Source organism: Alteromonas sp. ABH4_454 (assembly GCF_056311775.1).
On sequence record NZ_CM149972.1, the window covers coordinates 2,319,372 to 2,336,835 of the forward strand.

Below are 17,464 nucleotides of genomic sequence, written 5' to 3' on the forward strand. Positions count from 1 at the left end.
TTGGAGCAAATTATCGTTTAAAGATAGCACATTTATTGAGCATTAAGAATTAAACTTCTTAAGTGTCTGTCCATAAAATTAGCGATCAACGGTTGTGCCTCGGCATTTGGGTGAATGCCATCGGTTTGCATTAAGTTTTTATTTAGCGCTATGTCTGCAAGAAAAAAGGGAATCTTTTGAACATCCTGAGCTTCTGCTACTTTATTGAAGTTCTGAGTAAACATTTGCGTGTAGCGTTTGCCGTAATTAGAAGGAATTTGCATTTCTTGTAGAAATACTACGGCATTACTATCCTTTGCAACACTTACCAGCGAATCTAAATTATCTCTAATTTTACCGATATTGTGGCCCTGAAGGCCGTCGTTGCCTCCCAGTTCAATTAATACATGTGTCGGGTTGTGTTGCTCTAATAAACGGGGAAATCGCGCTAAACCGCCATCAGTGGTTTCTCCGCTTACCGCAGCATTTACAATATCAATCGGAATATTGTCGTTTTGCCACATCTTTTGTAACAAACTGACCCATCCCTGATGTTGCTGTAATCCATAAGCCGCGGATAGACTATCTCCTAAGATTAGTAAAACCGCATTTTCGCTTGTGTCGCTCTGCTCCGCTTGATCTGATAGCGCTTGAAACGGTATTAAAAGAATAAGTAAAAAAGCGAACGAATAACGAAATTTAACAAACACGAATTGATGACCTCTTATGATAAAAGCTAATGCTGTAACCAAAGTAGTGGATACGAGTGAAGGTTCACTCCAGATCCTTCGTCCTATTTCTTTTGAAGTCAAGTCTGGTGAGTCCGTTGCCATTATTGGCGCGTCCGGTTCAGGTAAGTCAACCCTTTTGGGGTTATTGGCAGGGCTCGATCAAGTTACAGAAGGAGAAATTCTTCTAGATAACGAAGCACTTCATAGCATGAACGAAGAAGAGCGCGCTATTTTAAGAGGAAATAAAGTGGGCTTTATCTTTCAAAGCTTTATGTTAGTTCAAAGCTTAACAGCGCTTGAAAACGTTATGTTGCCCGCAGAAATTGCAGGCCTTGATAACCCAAAAACGCTTGCTCTTGATATTCTTGAACAGGTTGGTTTAAAGCATCGCGCGCATCACTTCCCTAACCAGTTATCGGGAGGCGAGCAGCAGCGTGTTGCCATAGCGCGTGCCTTTATCACTTCACCTAAAATACTTTTCGCCGATGAGCCTACCGGTAACCTAGACGCTAAAAATAGTGAAAAAATAGAAGCACTTCTTTTTAAAATGAACAGAGAAAAAGGCACGACTCTCGTCCTTGTTACCCACGATAATGAGCTTGCAGAACATTGTGATAGGCAACTCACCATGAATGCGGGAGAGCTTGTTGAAACAACCGGCGCGAACACAGTAGACAATAGAGAGGCAGTGTAGATGTCGACGTCTCTCAATTTAGGTTGGCGGCTTTTCAAGCATGAGGCTAGGCGCGGCGAACTTACCATTATATTGCTGGCTATTGTGTTATCTGTAGCAGCCGTGTTGTCGCTGTCGCTTTTTAGTGAGCGCTTGCAAAGTGCACTTAAGTCTCGCTCTGCTGCGTTTATTGCAGCAGATGCTCAGCTTCGCTCAGACGATCCTATAAACGAAGATTGGTTAGCTAGAGCACAAGAAGAGGGGCTCGCGACGGCAAAGCAAGTGGCGACACGCTCTATGGTATTTAAAGGCGATGAGATGTCGCTTGTCGATTTGCGAGCAGTGAACAACGCTTATCCCCTTAAAGGGACAGTCAATATCACCAATCAGCCTTTCGGAGAAAAACGCGCAACCGCAGCATTACCACAGCCGGGTGAAGCCTGGGTACAGTCTCGGCTTTTCCAGAGTTTAGGGCTTTCTATTGGCGATAATATCGAAATTGGCGATGGCACTTTTACCGTAACGCATGTGTTGGTAGATATTCCAGATGCTGGCTTCAGCGTGTTTAATACTGATCCTATCGCTCTGATTAACTTAGATGACTTGGAAAAAACCGCGATAACCGGGCCAGGAAGTCGCGCTCGTTATGTTGGCTTTTTTGCGGGCGACACAGGTGATATAGAAAGTTTTAACAATTGGTTACTGCCTCAACTGAATGACGATTTACATTCGTGGCGGACAGTCGAAGATGATGAGTCAGCAATAGGACGCTCTGTAGCAAGCGCCGAGCGTTATTTTTTACTAGCGAGTTTGTTAGCAATAGTATTAGCGGCGGTTTCCATTGCAGTTGCTGCTCAGCGTTATGCCCAGCGCCATTTTGACCCTGTAGCAATAATGAAGACCCTTGGTGCAACAAGCAACACAATCCGAAAAGTCTACTTGTTCCAAATTTTATTTATTACCGCACTTGGTATTTTTATTGGTCTCATTATTGGTTTTATCGGTCAGCAAATTGTGGTTTCTCTGGTAGCTGATAGAGTGGATGTGTCTCTTGACGTTTGGCACTGGCGCCCGCTTTTAATTGCCGTTGCTACGGGTGCTACCTGCGCTTTGCTCTTTTCTTTGTATCCTCTATTACAGTTGTTTTCAGTGCCCCCGCTTCGCGTATTGAGAAAAGATATCTCGGCGAATCTGCGTTCCAGAAGCATTCAGTTTGTCGCTTCTGGCGGCGCGATATTCTTATTGATGTGGATGTACAGCCGCGACCTCAAAATTAGCGCAATTTTATTCGTGTCAGGTGCAGCGCTCGTTCTGGGGCTACTTGGAGCAACGTATATACTGATTGCTATTGGTCGCAAGCTGGGCAGTGGCAGAATGGGGGCGTGGCAGTTGGCATGGGCTCGTATCAAGCGCCGTGCGATGGACAACAGTGTGCAGCTTATTAGCTTCTCAGTCACTATAATGCTGCTTCTAGTAGTGCTAGTAATGCGAAATGATATGGTTTCACAATGGCGCTCGCAATTACCCGAAGGTACACCAAACTACTTCCTGATAAATATTACACCGGACATACTGCCAGAATTGGACAGACACTTCGCTGGCAATGGCGTAACTATCGAAGAGTTTTATCCTGTTATCCGAGGGCGATTCGTTTCGGTAAACGGGGAAGGGGTCAATACGGAAGTTTCCAAAGAAGACGAGCCAAATCGAGAAGGTCGAAGAGGTTTAGGTAGAGAAGCGAACCTGACGTGGAGTAATTCGTTACAAAAAGAAAACGAGATTATTGAAGGGAATTGGCATGGAAATGTGGAGACACAATACAGCGAAGGGTGGTTCCCAGTTTCTGTTGAAGAAGGTGTTGCTGAAAGATTAAATATTGAAATGGGTGATAGGCTTACTTTTAATGTGGGAAGCGAAATTGTTGAAACGAAAGTAACGAGTATTCGTACCGTTAACTGGCAGACCATGCAGCCCAATTTCTTTTTTGTTATTCATCCAGACGCGATGGCTGCGTTTAGCCCAACGTATATCACTAGTTTTTATCTGCCCACTGATAGGAAGGCTGAGTTAACGAAGCTCTTAAAGCCGTTTGCTTCAATCACAATGTTTGATGTAGACGCTCGAATAAACCAGCTTCGAGAGATTGTGGACCAGGTTTCTGTCGCCGTTGAGTTTATTTTGGTACTGGTTTTAATGGCGGGAAGTCTAGTATTGATTGCTCAGGTACAGGCGAGTATGGATGAACGTAAACAGGAAATAGCCATACTTCGCACACTTGGTGCTAAGGGTGGTTTAATAAGGAAAAGCGTGATTTTCGAGTTTGTTATTATTGGTGTAGTCGCAGGCTTCATGGCTGCTATGGCCAACGAATTAAGTCTGTACTTACTGCAAACCGCAGTTTTTCAAATGGAAGCGAGTTTGCATCCTGAGTACTGGGCTATAGCACCAAGCGTCGGGGCTATTGTTGTAGGCATATTAGGAGCGTTTGGTTGCTATCGACTGCTTACACTTAATACTGGTCAGATGCTAAGAAATATGGTTTGAGTCTACATTTATGATTCGGACAGGCACTTTATTAAGTAAAGTCGAAAGCAAGTCGATTGGACAGTCACTCTCTTTTCAAATTGAGTGTCTGTCCACAATCCTTGAAAACTATTAACCTATAAAGTCAGTCGCTGTATATCTCGTTCAACGCCTCTTCAACAGAAGGGAGCTCAAACTTGAAGCCAGCAGCGGTAAGCTTTTTAGGAATGACCCGTTGTCCTTCTAATATCATCTTTGATGACTCGCCCATTGCTATTTTCATAACGAAGCTAGGTACGTTAAAGAGACAAGGGCGACCCAGAATTTTCGCAAGAGTTTTAGAAAACACCTTGTTCGTAACAGGCTCTGGAGCGGTTAAATTAAACGCACCGGTACAAGCACTATCTTCTAACAAAAAAGAGATAGCACGAACCATGTCCTGTAAGTGGATCCAAGCCAAGTACTGAGTTCCGCTACCTAGTGTTCCTCCGGCCCCTAATTTAAACGGTAGTGCCATTTTTCCAAGCGCTCCGCCTTTCGCAGTAAGCACCACGCCAGTACGAAGCGTAACCACACGAGTTTTCGTTTGATCTACGCCTTGAGCAATAGCTTCCCATCTTGCGCATAAATCATGGGTGAACTCATGGTGAGGAGAGGTATCTTCGGTAACGAGCCTGTCACCTTGGCTGCCGTAGTAACCAATTGCAGAACCAGATAGGAAAACTGATGGTGGTGTTTCACAGCTGTTTATTTTAGATACTAATTCAGCAGTAATATCCCAACGGCTGTCGCAAATCCTTTTCTTTTGTGTGTCTGTCCAGCGTTTGTCGGCGATAGGTTCACCGGCTAAATTTATAACAGCATCGAAGTTCTCGAAGTTTTTTATCGAAGCAATGCTTTCTACAATATCAACACGATTACCTAATTTATCCTTTGCCTTTGTAATATCACGAGAAATCACAGTGAATGAGTGCTTATCTGAATATTGGCGAATAAATTCACCGCCAATCAGCCCCGTACCACCAGTCAAAAGAATATTCACAGTTGGCTCCTTGAAGTATTACCTATCCTGACTTATTACAAGACAGCGTCAGCGACACTGAATCAGAAAATCTAAGAGCGTGTGGTTTATCAACTTCAACCTCGGCGTAACGTACCGAAGAGTGTTCCGACGCAATACTTAACACATCTGCGGTAAGCTTTTCTAAAAGGGAGAAACGGTTGTCTTCGACGAGTTTAATAATTGCTTTGGTAATCGTTTTATAGTTTAACGCGTCACTCATATCGTCGGTGTTTGTCGCCTTTTCAGCGTCATAATCAATTTTCACGTTAACAACAACGTCCTGCTTGTTTTTTATCTCATCTTCATTGATGCCAATGTATGTGCGTAGTCTTAAGTTTTTAATTTTAATAGTGGCAAGATTAAAGTTCATTGAAGTCTCTTGTTTGTAGTTGTTTATAAGTCGTTGTAAAGTATTGTCGTTTCAGTTAGGAATGTAGCACACAATGTCAATGGAACTACGCTCGCCAACAGCAAAGATTCTTATCGTTTTAGCATGTTTAGTGGTAGTGATGGCCGGAATTAAAGCCGCCAGCACAATCATGGTACCGTTTTTTCTCTCTATTTTTATAGCGATCGCGTGTAGTCCAATAATACGCTGGACCTCGAAATTCGGTGTGCCTAAATGGCTCTCCATAACATTTGTTATACTGCTTATTGTTGTTTTTGGTTTTCTTTTAGCTGGCTTAGTAGGCCAGTCTATGACCGAGTTTAGAGAAAACTTGCCAGAATACAGAAGTAAGCTTGATACAGAGTTTGCCTGGGTTGTATCTAAATTAGCTGAGTTCAACATTCACATTAATAGAGAACTGATCGCTTCTCACCTTGACCCAGCAACGGCTATGTCTGTGGCTACAAACTTTATAAGCGGAATGGGCGGCGTGCTTTCTAACTTATTCCTAATACTTTTGACTGTTATTTTCATGCTTTTTGAGGCAGATAGTATCCCTCGCCGTTTCCATATTGCACTTGCAGATCCTGGCATGAAGCTTAAGCACATCGATAAATTTATACGTTCTGTAAATAGCTATTTAGCGATAAAAACTGTGGTTAGTTTGGGTACTGGCTTGATAATCGGCGTTTGGCTTTACGTGCTCGGGGTAGACCATTTCATGTTATGGGCCGTCTTGGCCTTCATGCTCAATTTTATACCAAACATAGGTTCTATTATTGCGGCAGTGCCAGCAGTATTAATCGCATTTGTTCAACTTGGTCCCGCCTCAGCAGGCTTCGCTGCCCTCGGTTTTGTGCTTGTAAATACCATCATGGGTAATATGGTCGAGCCTAGATTGATGGGTAAGGGCATGGGACTCTCTACACTTGTGGTATTCCTATCATTGATATTTTGGGGTTGGTTACTGGGAACTGTTGGAATGCTTCTATCGGTACCGTTAACCATGGTAGTAAAAATAGCGCTTGAATCTCGCGAAGAAAGTAAGTGGCTTGCGGTGTTGTTATCAAGTGAAGGTGAAAAATCTACTTCGTAAAACAGGGTTGATATAGCGCATCAATAGATAGTGGACAGACACTTGCTTGGACTTGTGCAAAGTACTTCAGAGGACAGATACTTTTTTAAAGAAAGTGACTGTCCGTTACAAGCTACTGGTCCATAAAGCTTTGAAAGGGACAGACACTCAAATGTTTTTAGCAACCTTAATGCCGAATAGCTAAACGATAAATTTAAAAAGTGTCTGTCCGATATCAAACTCTTTGAGAAAAATAAAGTGTGTGTCCACTTTTAGGCTCGCTTCTAATCATTAAAGGCTCACTGATTTATGGGTTAGCCTGTGGGCTTTCACACCACTAATTGTGATTTGGAAATTGAATAACGATACGAGCGCCGCCAAGGGCGCTGTCTTTGATAAGCATTCTACCTTCGTAGATAGAAACTAGGTCTGTGGCCAAGGCCATTCCAATTCCGTGGCCTTCAGTGTAGGTGTCAAGGCGAGTTCCTCGCTCTAGTAAAAGTACTTTTTTGTTGTCAGGAATACCTGGCCCGTCGTCTTCAACATTGATTGTGAGCCAACCTTCACTTGTTTCTGCAGATATAACTATTCTATCTTGAGCCGCTTTGCATGCGTTATCTAACAGATTACCGCAAAGCTCCATAAAATCTGTTTCGTCTCCTTTGAACTGGATATTATCATCCATATCAAATTCAATGGTTAGGGCTTTGTCTTGATAAACTTTGTCCATAGCATCGGCAAGTTTGTGTAATACTGGCAAAACATCAATAGCTTGTTGCCAACCAGTTTTTCCTGCACTCGCTCTTTTCAGTTGGCGTTTAATAATTCTGTCAATTTGCTGAAGCGACTCCTTTACCTCAGTTGGTAAATTACTTGCCCCCGATGCTACTGCGAGTGGTGTTTTCAAGCTATGTGCTAGGTCACCTAAGCTGTTTTTGTATCTGGCTCTTTGCGCTGCTTCAGTTTGAAGTAATCCATTAATAGACTCTTTTAAAGAATCGAATTCGACTGGGTATCGCGACTCTAACTCGCGCTTGTTACCGCTAGACGTTTGTGAAATTTCGTCAATTAGCTTTCTAACAGGCAGAAGAACTAAGCTTATGCCTATGATAATAAAGACCAAGAGAGCAATACAGAGGGTGACTATCCATTGCCACGTTGTGCTCAAGAAAGTATTCCGCTCAGCTTCGAACAGTGCTTTGTTATTAAATATATAAAACCTTACCGGCTCGAAATCTCTGCTTGATGCAAACTCAGCAGTAAATGCATATACAAAAAATTGGGACTCTTTATCAAATGCGGGTGTATAGGACTCCAAGAACAACTCGTTGCCTACGGCAACGTCTATTGCGGGAGGAGAAAAGGTATACTCAAGGGCAGAAGCTGATTGCCAAATCACTTCATCTCGAAATACGATAACGCCAAGATAACCAGAGCCAGGCAGATTAAGCTGTTCTTCGTATAAAATTTCAGGCATATAAGGCATGTCGCCGTCTAACTCAAAAGCAGATAACAGCCCTAAGTTCATCAACCTAAGTTCGCTCATCTTAGCTTGTGTAAGGCTATCGGTATAAGCCTCGTCCAAAATGACAACAGTGAAAGGTGCAAAAAGTGCAAGTAGAACTATCGCTAGAAAAATACTTCGCAAACGAAGCGACAACTGCCTCATAGACTTCTATTTATCCTGTAACCTCTACCCCGAAGTGTTTCGATTGGCTTTAATTCACCTGATGGGTCTAATTTTTTGCGCAGTCTTCCTACAAAAACTTCAATGACATTGCTGTCTAAATCGAAATCTTGATCGTAAATATGTTCGGTTAACTCCGTTTTAGAGATGACCTTTTGCGGATTAAGCATAAGGTACTCCATCACTTTGTACTCATACGCGGTTAAATCAAGGGTCTCACCGTTTAGCGATAGCTCTTCGCTTACTGTATCTAGCGAAATAGGACCGAACTGAATGGTAGGGTTTGCTTGACCTGAAGCTCGTCGAATGAGGGCTTTCGTCCGAGCAAGTAGTTCTTCATTGTGAAAAGGCTTAGTGAGATAGTCATCAGCACCTGCATCAAGCCCTTCTACCTTTTCTTGCCAACGGTCTCTCGCTGTTAGAATGAGTATGGGACATGCAATGTCAGCTTGGCGAGCTTTTCTTATAACCTCAAAGCCATCAAGCTTTGGCATACCAATGTCGACGATAGCCAAGTCATAGCTATATTCTTTAATAAGAAAAAGCGCGTGTTCGCCGTTATCAGCTAAATCTACGCTGTAACCATTTTGTTGAAGCAGTGCATCAAGTTGAGTTAATAATCTGCTGTCGTCTTCCGCTACCAAAATGCGCATGTTAGTCCTTATCTTTGCTGGTTTTTACCTTGCCGGAACGTTTGTCTACATCTACCGATACTACTCGTCCCGACTTCTTGAGGACTTTAACACGGTAATTTTTTGAGGTTTTTTCAACTTTTAAAACGCGTCCATTTGCGGCAGTGCGTGCTCGTTCTGCAGCTTCGCTTTTTGATATATCGCTCCCAGAGCCTTGCAACGCCAACGCAGGCGCTATGCTAGACGTTGCTAACACTAAACAAACAACTGCTACACGAAGCGATAATGTCATACAACCTCTCAATTATTATCCCACTAAGGCCAAACTAAAGATAAGTATAAACTTGGTTAACTGAATCCATTCTGAACTAAGTTTAGTCTACCTTGCGGATTGAAAACTGTATATAAGCCTTAAGTAAATTGCATTTACAAAACAGGCTGAAGAGTAGGGCATGATGTGGACAGACACTTTAATTACGAATGTGCATAAGTGGCAGGTTTGTAATTAGAGTGACTGTCCATAGTTGGTTAAAAAACTTCTTGTAGGGAATACCATTGCCAAAGGTTAGAAGGTTAATTGCGTTTAAGGGTGTTGAGTAATCTTTACTTTGGCTTTGAAAAAGTGTCTGTCCACTGTATTTGTTTTTTTGGTAGAGCAGAGGCGGTCATTGGACTTTTGGGGTGACTGTCCATCATTTTCATTCAAACTCTTTAGAGATGAAATTGATAAGTGAGTGTCTGTCCTAACCCGTACTTGCTTGGCGTCAGATAAAAGCGACCATATTTCGCAGTAATGTTTTTAATACAAAATAGGTTTGTTTCTATTTCGTTGGCATGCCATGTGCGTGATATGGACTTCAGGTAAACCAAAAGCTTGAAATAATGTGTTTGTCACCTGTTCTAATAGTAGTGCATTGGACAGACACTTTATGTTCAACAAGGAGGAACAATGTCTAGCGATATTAAGAAAACGATGTGGAAAGCGATGTCAGATAGCCCAAAGGTAATGGTAAGTCTGGTCGGTGAGGACATGCATGCTGAGCCAATGTATGCTCAACTTGATAAAGAAGCTGATGGCGAGTTTTGGTTCTACACGAGTCGCGACAACCGCATTGCTAAAGGTGGTAAAGCAATGGTTCACTTTGCATCGAAGGGGCACGATGTGTTTGCGTGCATTCGGGGCAATCTCACCGTTGAATCACGTAAAGAGGTGATTGATAAATATTGGTCTAATCCTGTAGAAGCATGGTTTGAAAAAGGTAAAGAGGATCCTTCACTATTAATGCTTCGCTTTGAGCTTACAGATGCGGAAGTGTGGGATGCAGACCCTTCACTCAAAGGCATGTTCAAAATGATGACGGGGAAAACTGTGAAGCCAGGAGAAATGGGTGAACATGAAAAGGTAGACCTGTAACGCAGCATTATAGGCCAATTGTATGACGAAGCTTTGAGGCCTCGGGACACTTACTCAAAGGAGCGAGTGTCTGTCCACTATTGGCTATATCAAATCGAACAAAAAAGCCCCTCAAAACCGGAGCTATTCGGTCTTAAGGGGCTTTCGTTATTTATCGCTGTTTACTACATAGCGTTTAGCTAAAAGCTAAGGCAGAACCTTTTTGTAAGGTTTAACCACAACACTTTCATAAACACCTGCTTCGATGTACGGGTCAGCGTCTGCCCATGCTTGAGCAGCTTCTAGTGAATCAAACTCTGCTACTACTAGCGAACCAGTGAATCCGGCTGGACCTGGATCTGGGCTATCTACAGCAGGGAAAGGGCCAGCCATTATTAAACGGCCCGCATCTTTCAATGTATTCAAACGCTCAAGGTGAGCAGGACGTGCCGCAAGGCGTTTTTCTACACTGTCCACTACATCGGTTGCACAAATCATATATAGCATACGTTTATCCTTTTGCCGTAGCTGCTTTCATGTTTTCAACGAAGCTGCCGAGCTCGCTTAGCATTTTGTGACTGTCCGATAAATTAGCAGCAATGATATTCACTGTCGCCGAGCCGGAAATTGCGCCAGCTGCACCCGCGTCAATAGCAGATTTAACCTGTTCAGGAGTAGAAATACCAAAACCTAACAAGGCTGGTGCTGCTTTGTGTTTATTCAATCGCTCAATAAGCTCTGAAGCAGGTACGTTAGCAGCCGTCTCTGCGCCAGTAACGCCCGCACGGCCTAACAGGTATGTATAGCCTTTTGAGTATTCCCCGATTTTTTCCATGGTTTCATCGGTAGCATTCGGCGGTGCAATCAGAATTTGTGAAATGCCCGTTGCTTCGGCTGCTTTCTGAAAAGGTGCCGCTTCGCGAATTGGAACGTCTGCAACTAAGATTGAGTCAACGCCTGCATCCTGTGCTTTGTTGTAAAAGTTCTCTACGCCCTGTGCCATTACCAAGTTGCTATAAAGTAGCAAGCCGATAGGCACATCTGGATATTTTGCGCGAACCCGCGAAATTACGCCCAAACAATCGGCAACTGTCACTTTGCTCTCTAGAGCGCGAATGGCTGACGCTTGAATAGTAGGTCCATCAGCAATGGGGTCAGAGTAAGGTATACCCAACTCAAGTGCGTCAGCACCGCTTTCTACCAACTGGCAAATAATAGCTTCTGATTGCGCTAAATCGGGGTCACCCACCATTACGAAAGGTACGAATGCGCCTTGGTTTTTCTCATCAAGGCCCGCAAACATTTGTGCATATCTATCCATTATAAATCGTCCCCTAAAATGTTGATAACGTGCGCTAAGTCTTTATCGCCACGCCCTGATAAATTAACCACGATGATGGTTTCTTCTTCCGCTTCATCAGCCATATTAAGCGCGTGCGCTAGGGCATGAGACGATTCAAGGGCAGGAATGATCCCTTCTTTTCTTGCAAGCAATTGGAAAGCATTCAGCGCCTCTTCATCGGTCGCCGCTACGTATTCCGCTCGACCAATGTCATGAAGATAAGCATGCTGAGGGCCAACAGCAGGGTAGTCGAGACCAGCCGATACTGAGTAGCTTTCTTCAATCTGGCCTTCTTGGTCTTGCATGATGAAGGTATAAGCGCCATGGAGAATACCTTTTGTACCCGTCACGATAGTTGCGCCGTGCTCTTTGGTGTGCACACCTTTACCCGCAGGCTCAACGCCGACTAAGCGTACAGATGGCTCATCAATAAAGTCTGCAAACATACCGATAGCATTTGAGCCTCCGCCCACACATGCTACTACGGCGTCAGGCAAGCGACCTTCTTTTTCCATAATTTGTGCACGAGTCTCTTCGCCAATCATGCGGTGATATTCACGAACAATAGTCGGGAACGGGTGTGGGCCCGCAACTGTACCTAACAAATAGTGCGCTTTATCATAGTTCGCTGACCAGTCACGCATAGCTTCGTTTACGGCATCTTTAAGGGTACCTGAACCTGCGTTAACAGGGATAACCTCTGCGCCCATAAGCTTCATACGGAACACGTTTGGTGCTTGACGCTCTACGTCTTTTGCACCCATATAAATACGAGCTTTTAGGCCAAGCAACGCACATGCTAACGCAGTTGCTACACCGTGCTGGCCTGCGCCGGTTTCGGCGATAACTTCTTTTTTACCCATGCGCTTAGTAAGTAGCGCTTGACCTAATACTTGGTTAGTTTTGTGAGCGCCACCGTGAAGTAGATCTTCACGCTTTAGGTATAACTTCACCTTTGGGTTACTTACTAGATTGCGAGTTAACGTCATTGACGTTGGGCGACCGGCGTAGTCTTTTAACAGAGATAAAAACTCTTCGTTAAATGTCGGGTCGTCCTTGGCATCCAAAAATGCTTTTTCCAGTTGGTCTAGCGCTGGAATAAGTAGCTCGGGCACGTACATGCCACCAAATTCGCCAAATTTTGTATCTAACTGGTTCATTACGTTGTCCTGTATTTAAATTAGTAACGGCGGCAAATGGCAAAAAGCGCGTCGAGTTTTTCTTCGCTTTTCACGCCGGGTGCGGTTTCTACACCTGAATTAACATCAATAGCACCACTGCCGGTTGCAATAGCATCTGCAACGTTCTGGGCGTTAATACCGCCAGCAAGCACTAACTTATGCTTGGCTTCGATATCGTTTAGTAGCTGCCAGTTGAACGCTTCTCCTGTACCGCCTTTTGCATCGCCTACTTGGCAATCCATAAGAACGCGGCTGATCAGGCTGTTATTTAAGTGTCTGTCCACTGCTTCTGGTAGTGCGTCAGAAGAGGTTGCTTTAACACCTTCGACTTTCCAAATCTCACAACCTTCTGGAAGCTTGGCAGCAAGTGTTGAAATGTAGGTGTTGTTTTCGCTACCGTGAAGCTGAACGGCAAACAAGTTGAGTGAAGCAGCAAGAGAAGCAACGTCATCAATGTTGTGATTAACGAACACACCAACAAAAGCACCGTCAACGTTTTGCTTTATGGTCAAAGCCTGTGCTTCGCTCACACAGCGTGGCGATTTTTCAGCGAAGATAAGCCCGCCAAAGCTTGCGCCTTTATCAAACGCCATTTGTGCTTGTTCGGGGCTGGTTAGCCCGCACACTTTTACTGCACCATTTACCAACGTTTTTACTGCGCGCGGTAGGTCAGCCTCGGCCATTAACGCACTGCCCACTAAAAAACCTTGGGATACAGGCGCTAAACGAAGCACATCTTGGTGTGTGTAAATGCCCGACTCTGAAATAACCACGTAGTCGTGCGTGGCTTTTTCAAGCATGGGCACAAGGCGTTCGGTGGTCGCTAAATCGGTCGAAAGGTCGCGTAAGTTGCGATTATTGATACCAATGATGTTGGCTTCAAGGGCAATGGCGCGCTCCATTTCTTCTTCATTACTTACTTCGGTAAGAATGTCTAATGAAAGAGCATTAGCAACGCTTTCCAATTCGCGATACTCATCATCATCTAGCACACTAAGCATTAATAGCACGGCATCAGCATTGTAGTGACGGGCTAAATACACTTGGTAAGTATCAACAAAAAAGTCTTTGTTAAGCACAGGCTGAGCAACACGCTCAGTAACATAAGCTAAGTACTCAAATTTACCTTGGAAGTACTTCTCGTCTGTTAACACAGAAATACCTGCCGCATAGGGTGTGTATGCCGCTAAGATCTCGTCTAAATCAAAATGCTCTCGAATAAGGCCTTTTGACGGTGATGCTTTTTTGCATTCGAAAATAAAGCCTGCGTTTGGCTCACTTAGCGCTGCAAATAAACTCTTTTGGGAAGGAACTAGATTCGCTTTAAAGCTTTCTAGCGGCAGCGCCTCTTTGCGTGCAGCCACCTCTTCGCGTTTGTCTGCAACAATTTTCTCAAGCACATTAGCCATTCGTGCTTACCTCCTGAGTAATTTTGGCAACTTTCGTTAACAACTGCATCGGCAACCCTTCGGCCATCGCATTCATCGCCATTTCGGCCCCTTCTTTAAAGGTTGAGGCTTTACCGGTTACTTTCAACAGTGCTCCGCAGTTCATTGCGATAGCAGCGCGATGTGCCTCTTTACCTTCACCGTTTAGCGCTGCCTCAACAAACTGTCTGTTTTCTTCAGGCTCGCCACCTTCAATCGCAGAAAGTGGGTAATGCGGTAAACCGAAGTCTTCAGCGGTAACGGTAAGCTTGCGAATATCGCCATGCTCAAGGTCGTAAATTATTGATTCGCCGTGAAGTGCTAGTTCATCTAAGCCGTCGCCGTGCACTATCATTGCGCGATGTTGGCCAAGCAGCATAAGGGTTTTTGCATAAGGTTCAAGCAGTTCGGGAGAGTATACGCCGAAAACGCCATGAGTTGGACCCGCCGGGTTTGCCAGTGGCCCAAGTATATTAAACAAGGTTCTAGTCTTCATCGCAGCGCGGACGGGGGCTGCGTGGCGCATGCCCGCGTGATAAACCGGCGCAAAAAGAAATGTGAAATTTGCTTCATCTAGGCATTTGCGCGAAGTTTCTGGGCTTATCTCTAAGTTAAGCCCAAATTGGCGAAACAAATCAGCTGATCCAGATTTGCTCGATACGCTTCGGTTACCATGTTTTGCCACCTTCACGCCACAAGATGCGGCAACTACACCGGCTGCACTGGATATATTAATGGTGTTGTGGCCGTCTCCTCCTGTACCCACAATGTCGGCAAACTCATAAGAGGGTGAGGGAAAGGGCAGTGCATTTGCAACCATGGCACTCGCTGCACCCGCAATTTCGCTGGGTGATTCTTTTTTCATTTTCAGCGCAGTCAGCACTGAAGCAATCATCACCTCGCTTTGCTCACCGTGCATGATGCTGTTAAACAAGCTATATGCCTCGGTTTGCGACAGAGATTCTCGCAACATAATTTGTTCTAGTAGAGGGCCTGCGTTAAGCATGGTTCGCTCCCTGTAACGTTAAATAGTCAATACTTTGCTTTAACAGCAAACTGCCGTGGGCTGTTAAAATAGATTCTGGGTGGAATTGGAAACCCAACATGCGATCTGCGCTGTTGTAAACTGCCATTACGGCTTCGCTTCCGTCGTCGTTCACGGTAGATGCGCACACAGTAAGGTTTTCAGGCAATGTATGTGCCACTAAAGAGTGGTATCGTGCTACGTGTAAAGGCTGCTGTAAGTCTTTAAACATAGCGTCTTCAGAATGGGTGATTGCTGATGACTTACCATGCATAACCTGAGTTGCACGTCCTACGCTACCGCCGTAATGCTCAACAATAGCTTGATGACCTAAGCAAATACCAATTACGGGGAACACGCCGTGTACTTTTTTAAGAAGCTCAGGCATACAACCAGCTTCACTTGGTGCCCCTGGACCTGGCGACAACATAAGAAGCACAGGGCCTTTCGTTGCTTGCTCCTGCATTCTTTCAAACAAAGCATCTGCTGAAACCGTGTTGCGATACACCTTGATATCTAAGTTTAAGGTACGCAGTTCGTCCACAAGGTTGTAGGTAAATGAGTCTACATTGTCGAGCAAAAATAGGGTGGTCACTTGCTGATTCATGCGTTGCCTCCTTCATTTAATGCAACGTTGATACTTTCAGCTTCTTCTTGTAGCGCTGCTTTTACTGCACCAATTACCGCTTGTGCCTTAGCGCGGGTTTCATCAGCTTCAGCTTGTGGAACCGAGTCATATACTACGCCTGCACCCGCTTGAATATAAGCCGTGCCGTTTTTCACAAACGCTGAGCGAATGACTATACAGGTGTCCATATCGCCTTGACCATTTAAGTAGCCAACCGCGCCGCCATAACTGCCGCGGCGTTTTTTCTCAACTTCGCGAATTAACGTCGCTGCGCTTACTTTTGGTGCGCCAACTAGAGTGCCCATGTTCATGCAGGCTTGATAAGCGTGCAGTGGATCTAAGTCGTCACGTAGCTGACCAACCACGCGCGATACCAAGTGCATCACGTGAGAGTAACGGTCAACTTTAAGCAAGTCTTTCACATAGCGCGTGCCTGGACGACTCACCTTTGCAACATCATTACGAGCAAGGTCAACCAGCATGATGTGCTCAGACTTCTCTTTGTTATCTTCGCGAAGGTTTAGTTCAATGCGACTGTCCAAGTCCATATCAATACTACCATCAGGGCGCTTGCCACGTGGACGGGTACCGGCAATAGGGTAGATCTCTACCTGATTGCTTTCTCTTTCGTATTTAAGCGCTGATTCAGGAGAGGCACCAAATATGCTGAAAGCGGCATCTTGCATGTAAAACATGTAAGGGCTTGGGTTTGACTCTTTAAGTTTAGCGTAAGCAAGTAGCGGCGACGGGCAGGGGAGAGAGAATGTACGCGATGGCACAACCTGAAATATGTCGCCAGCTAAAATATGCTGTTTTAAGTCAAGGACGTGATTGCAAAACTGTTCGTCACTTAAATTAACGCTAACTTCAACACTTGGGTTAAAAGAAAGTGACTGTCCGTTTTCAGTTTCGTTTGGGTTTTCTGAGTTGGAAACGAGTGACTGTCCACTTTCTACTTCTTCATCTTCTACTTCACTGGGCTTCGCCGCATTTGTATTTACTAGCACTGGCTCAGCGGGCATATCGTGTAGCTGTTGATGAATTGCTTCCAATCGCTGGGCTATAGAAAAGTATTGCTGAGCAACGTCTTGTCCGCTAAAAACACTGCCAATTAAATGCGTCTCGCGGGTTTGGTGGTCAACGGTAATTAAGGTTTCTGCCAAGTAAAACACAAAGTCAGGACAGTCATTTTCACCTTCTGCAACATCGGGTAATTTTTCAAAGCCTGCTAGCATGTCGTAGGCAAAAACGCCGCCTAAGAATATAGCGTGTGGATGTTGGCGAATAGGCGTTATTTTATTGATAACAATGCGAAGTGCGTCCATTACGCTTGCGGCCTTTAAGCGACTGTCTTCGTCAAGCTCGCCGTCAGCTTCATCACATATTAAGGTGATTGAAGTGTCTGTCCTTTCTTTAACTCGCAAGCCGTCGGGGGCGTGAGAGGCAAACAAAGGCAATACTGAAGCGCCGTTGCCTGTCAGTGCTTTCACTTCAACACGATTGCCTCGGCATTCCATGCGCAGGGCTGCATCGACCATTAATAAGCTTTGTAAATCGTCTTTTGAATCAATTTCTGCTGACTCTAAAAGCAGCGCGTTGCTTTTATTTCCACATAGGTGGGCAAACGCGGCAAGTGGGTCGTCTACGTAGTGCCCCACTTGCTCAATTGTCTCTACCTTACCTGGGGACGTCCCCAGTTCCGCTAAACTCATTTTTGC

General features: G+C 44.6%; 17 protein-coding genes. 4 read left to right on the forward strand and 13 right to left on the reverse strand.

What is annotated here, in order from left to right; translation table 11 throughout:
- Nucleotides 1-32: 32 nt before the first annotated feature.
- Complete coding sequence (locus ACYX4W_RS10140; RefSeq protein ID WP_476073095.1) at nt 33-689, reverse strand: arylesterase; 657 nt, start codon at nt 687-689, stop codon at nt 33-35.
- Nucleotides 690-705: 16 nt separating this feature from the next.
- Here ACYX4W_RS10140 and ACYX4W_RS10145 point away from each other — a divergent pair, with 16 nt between their 5' ends.
- On the forward strand, nt 706-1,404 hold the full coding sequence (locus ACYX4W_RS10145) for an ABC transporter ATP-binding protein (RefSeq protein WP_474807758.1): 699 nt from the start codon (nt 706-708) through the stop codon (nt 1,402-1,404).
- A complete protein-coding gene (locus tag ACYX4W_RS10150; RefSeq protein ID WP_476073096.1) occupies nt 1,405-3,927 on the forward strand; it encodes an ABC transporter permease in 2,523 nt (840 codons plus the stop codon). It begins immediately after the preceding gene.
- Between the two features lie 124 nt (nt 3,928-4,051).
- Here ACYX4W_RS10150 and ACYX4W_RS10155 read toward each other — a convergent pair whose 3' ends face one another.
- Complete coding sequence (locus ACYX4W_RS10155) at nt 4,052-4,948, reverse strand: TIGR01777 family oxidoreductase (protein WP_476073097.1); 897 nt, start codon at nt 4,946-4,948, stop codon at nt 4,052-4,054.
- A gap of 22 nt (nt 4,949-4,970) precedes the next feature.
- Nucleotides 4,971-5,339, reverse strand: a complete 369-nt coding sequence (folX, locus tag ACYX4W_RS10160) for a dihydroneopterin triphosphate 2'-epimerase (RefSeq protein WP_118489729.1) — start codon at nt 5,337-5,339, stop codon at nt 4,971-4,973.
- Between the two features lie 73 nt (nt 5,340-5,412).
- Between folX and ACYX4W_RS10165 the strand changes: the two genes are divergently transcribed.
- Nucleotides 5,413-6,453: an AI-2E family transporter gene (locus tag ACYX4W_RS10165; RefSeq protein WP_474807750.1), complete on the forward strand. Its 1,041-nt coding sequence runs from the start codon at nt 5,413-5,415 to the stop codon at nt 6,451-6,453.
- 316 nt (nt 6,454-6,769) lie between these two features.
- Here ACYX4W_RS10165 and ACYX4W_RS10170 read toward each other — a convergent pair whose 3' ends face one another.
- Genes ACYX4W_RS10170 through ACYX4W_RS10180 form a run of 3 tightly spaced genes read right to left on the reverse strand, consistent with a single transcriptional unit; the run spans nt 6,770 to nt 9,043 of the window.
- The gene (locus tag ACYX4W_RS10170) at nt 6,770-8,101 is read right to left on the reverse strand and encodes an ATP-binding protein (protein ID WP_476073098.1); all 1,332 of its coding nucleotides are present in this window, start codon (nt 8,099-8,101) and stop codon (nt 6,770-6,772) included.
- Complete coding sequence (locus tag ACYX4W_RS10175; RefSeq protein ID WP_476073099.1) at nt 8,098-8,772, reverse strand: response regulator transcription factor; 675 nt, start codon at nt 8,770-8,772, stop codon at nt 8,098-8,100. The genes ACYX4W_RS10170 and ACYX4W_RS10175 overlap by 4 nt, the downstream gene beginning before the upstream one ends.
- Before the next feature lies 1 nt (nt 8,773).
- Nucleotides 8,774-9,043 carry a PepSY domain-containing protein gene (locus tag ACYX4W_RS10180; RefSeq protein ID WP_474807744.1) on the reverse strand — a complete coding sequence of 90 codons (270 nt, stop codon included), beginning with the start codon at nt 9,041-9,043 and terminating at the stop codon, nt 8,774-8,776.
- Between the two features lie 657 nt (nt 9,044-9,700).
- On the opposite strand from ACYX4W_RS10180, the gene ACYX4W_RS10185 reads away from it, so the two are divergent.
- Nucleotides 9,701-10,165 (forward strand): pyridoxamine 5'-phosphate oxidase family protein, encoded by a 465-nt coding sequence (locus ACYX4W_RS10185; RefSeq protein WP_476073100.1) that lies wholly within the window; start codon nt 9,701-9,703, stop codon nt 10,163-10,165.
- Nucleotides 10,166-10,351: 186 nt separating this feature from the next.
- Here the strand turns inward: ACYX4W_RS10185 and ACYX4W_RS10190 are convergent, their stop codons facing one another.
- Genes ACYX4W_RS10190 through ACYX4W_RS10220 form a run of 7 tightly spaced genes read right to left on the reverse strand, consistent with a single transcriptional unit; the run spans nt 10,352 to nt 17,458 of the window.
- Nucleotides 10,352-10,651, reverse strand: coding sequence for a YciI family protein (locus ACYX4W_RS10190; RefSeq protein ID WP_476073101.1), 300 nt, complete (start codon nt 10,649-10,651; stop codon nt 10,352-10,354).
- 4 nt (nt 10,652-10,655) lie between these two features.
- Entirely contained in the window at nt 10,656-11,465 is an 810-nt protein-coding gene (trpA, locus tag ACYX4W_RS10195) for a tryptophan synthase subunit alpha (RefSeq protein ID WP_476073102.1), read from the reverse strand.
- The gene (trpB, locus tag ACYX4W_RS10200; RefSeq protein ID WP_476073103.1) at nt 11,465-12,646 is read right to left on the reverse strand and encodes a tryptophan synthase subunit beta; all 1,182 of its coding nucleotides are present in this window, start codon (nt 12,644-12,646) and stop codon (nt 11,465-11,467) included. The genes trpA and trpB overlap by 1 nt, the downstream gene beginning before the upstream one ends.
- Nucleotides 12,647-12,666: 20 nt before the next feature.
- Nucleotides 12,667-14,076, reverse strand: a complete 1,410-nt coding sequence (gene trpCF / locus ACYX4W_RS10205) for a bifunctional indole-3-glycerol-phosphate synthase TrpC/phosphoribosylanthranilate isomerase TrpF (protein ID WP_476073104.1) — start codon at nt 14,074-14,076, stop codon at nt 12,667-12,669.
- Nucleotides 14,069-15,100 carry an anthranilate phosphoribosyltransferase gene (gene trpD / locus ACYX4W_RS10210; RefSeq protein WP_474807733.1) on the reverse strand — a complete coding sequence of 344 codons (1,032 nt, stop codon included), beginning with the start codon at nt 15,098-15,100 and terminating at the stop codon, nt 14,069-14,071. The genes trpCF and trpD overlap by 8 nt, the downstream gene beginning before the upstream one ends.
- On the reverse strand, nt 15,093-15,725 hold the full coding sequence (locus ACYX4W_RS10215) for an aminodeoxychorismate/anthranilate synthase component II (protein WP_476073105.1): 633 nt from the start codon (nt 15,723-15,725) through the stop codon (nt 15,093-15,095). The genes trpD and ACYX4W_RS10215 overlap by 8 nt, the downstream gene beginning before the upstream one ends.
- Nucleotides 15,722-17,458, reverse strand: coding sequence for an anthranilate synthase component 1 (locus tag ACYX4W_RS10220; RefSeq protein WP_476073106.1), 1,737 nt, complete (start codon nt 17,456-17,458; stop codon nt 15,722-15,724). The genes ACYX4W_RS10215 and ACYX4W_RS10220 overlap by 4 nt, the downstream gene beginning before the upstream one ends.
- Nucleotides 17,459-17,464: the final 6 nt, after the last annotated feature.

Bases quoted from the DNA above. Each gene is read 5' to 3' on its own strand.
- ACYX4W_RS10220 (WP_476073106.1), bottom strand. From the start codon at position 17,458: ATGAGTTTAGCGGAACTGGGGACGTCCCCAGGTAAGGTAGAGACAATT.
- ACYX4W_RS10150 (WP_476073096.1), top strand. From the start codon at position 1,405: ATGTCGACGTCTCTCAATTTAGGTTGGCGGCTTTTCAAGCATGAGGCT.
- ACYX4W_RS10180 (WP_474807744.1), bottom strand. From the start codon at position 9,043: ATGACATTATCGCTTCGTGTAGCAGTTGTTTGTTTAGTGTTAGCAACG.
- ACYX4W_RS10215 (WP_476073105.1), bottom strand. From the start codon at position 15,725: ATGAATCAGCAAGTGACCACCCTATTTTTGCTCGACAATGTAGACTCA.
- ACYX4W_RS10170 (WP_476073098.1), bottom strand. From the start codon at position 8,101: ATGAGGCAGTTGTCGCTTCGTTTGCGAAGTATTTTTCTAGCGATAGTT.
- trpB (WP_476073103.1), bottom strand. From the start codon at position 12,646: ATGAACCAGTTAGATACAAAATTTGGCGAATTTGGTGGCATGTACGTG.
- trpCF (WP_476073104.1), bottom strand. From the start codon at position 14,076: ATGGCTAATGTGCTTGAGAAAATTGTTGCAGACAAACGCGAAGAGGTG.
- ACYX4W_RS10175 (WP_476073099.1), bottom strand. From the start codon at position 8,772: ATGCGCATTTTGGTAGCGGAAGACGACAGCAGATTATTAACTCAACTT.
- ACYX4W_RS10185 (WP_476073100.1), top strand. From the start codon at position 9,701: ATGTCTAGCGATATTAAGAAAACGATGTGGAAAGCGATGTCAGATAGC.
- trpA (WP_476073102.1), bottom strand. From the start codon at position 11,465: ATGGATAGATATGCACAAATGTTTGCGGGCCTTGATGAGAAAAACCAA.
- ACYX4W_RS10145 (WP_474807758.1), top strand. From the start codon at position 706: ATGATAAAAGCTAATGCTGTAACCAAAGTAGTGGATACGAGTGAAGGT.
- ACYX4W_RS10190 (WP_476073101.1), bottom strand. From the start codon at position 10,651: ATGCTATATATGATTTGTGCAACCGATGTAGTGGACAGTGTAGAAAAA.
- trpD (WP_474807733.1), bottom strand. From the start codon at position 15,100: ATGCTTAACGCAGGCCCTCTACTAGAACAAATTATGTTGCGAGAATCT.
- folX (WP_118489729.1), bottom strand. From the start codon at position 5,339: ATGAACTTTAATCTTGCCACTATTAAAATTAAAAACTTAAGACTACGC.
- ACYX4W_RS10165 (WP_474807750.1), top strand. From the start codon at position 5,413: ATGTCAATGGAACTACGCTCGCCAACAGCAAAGATTCTTATCGTTTTA.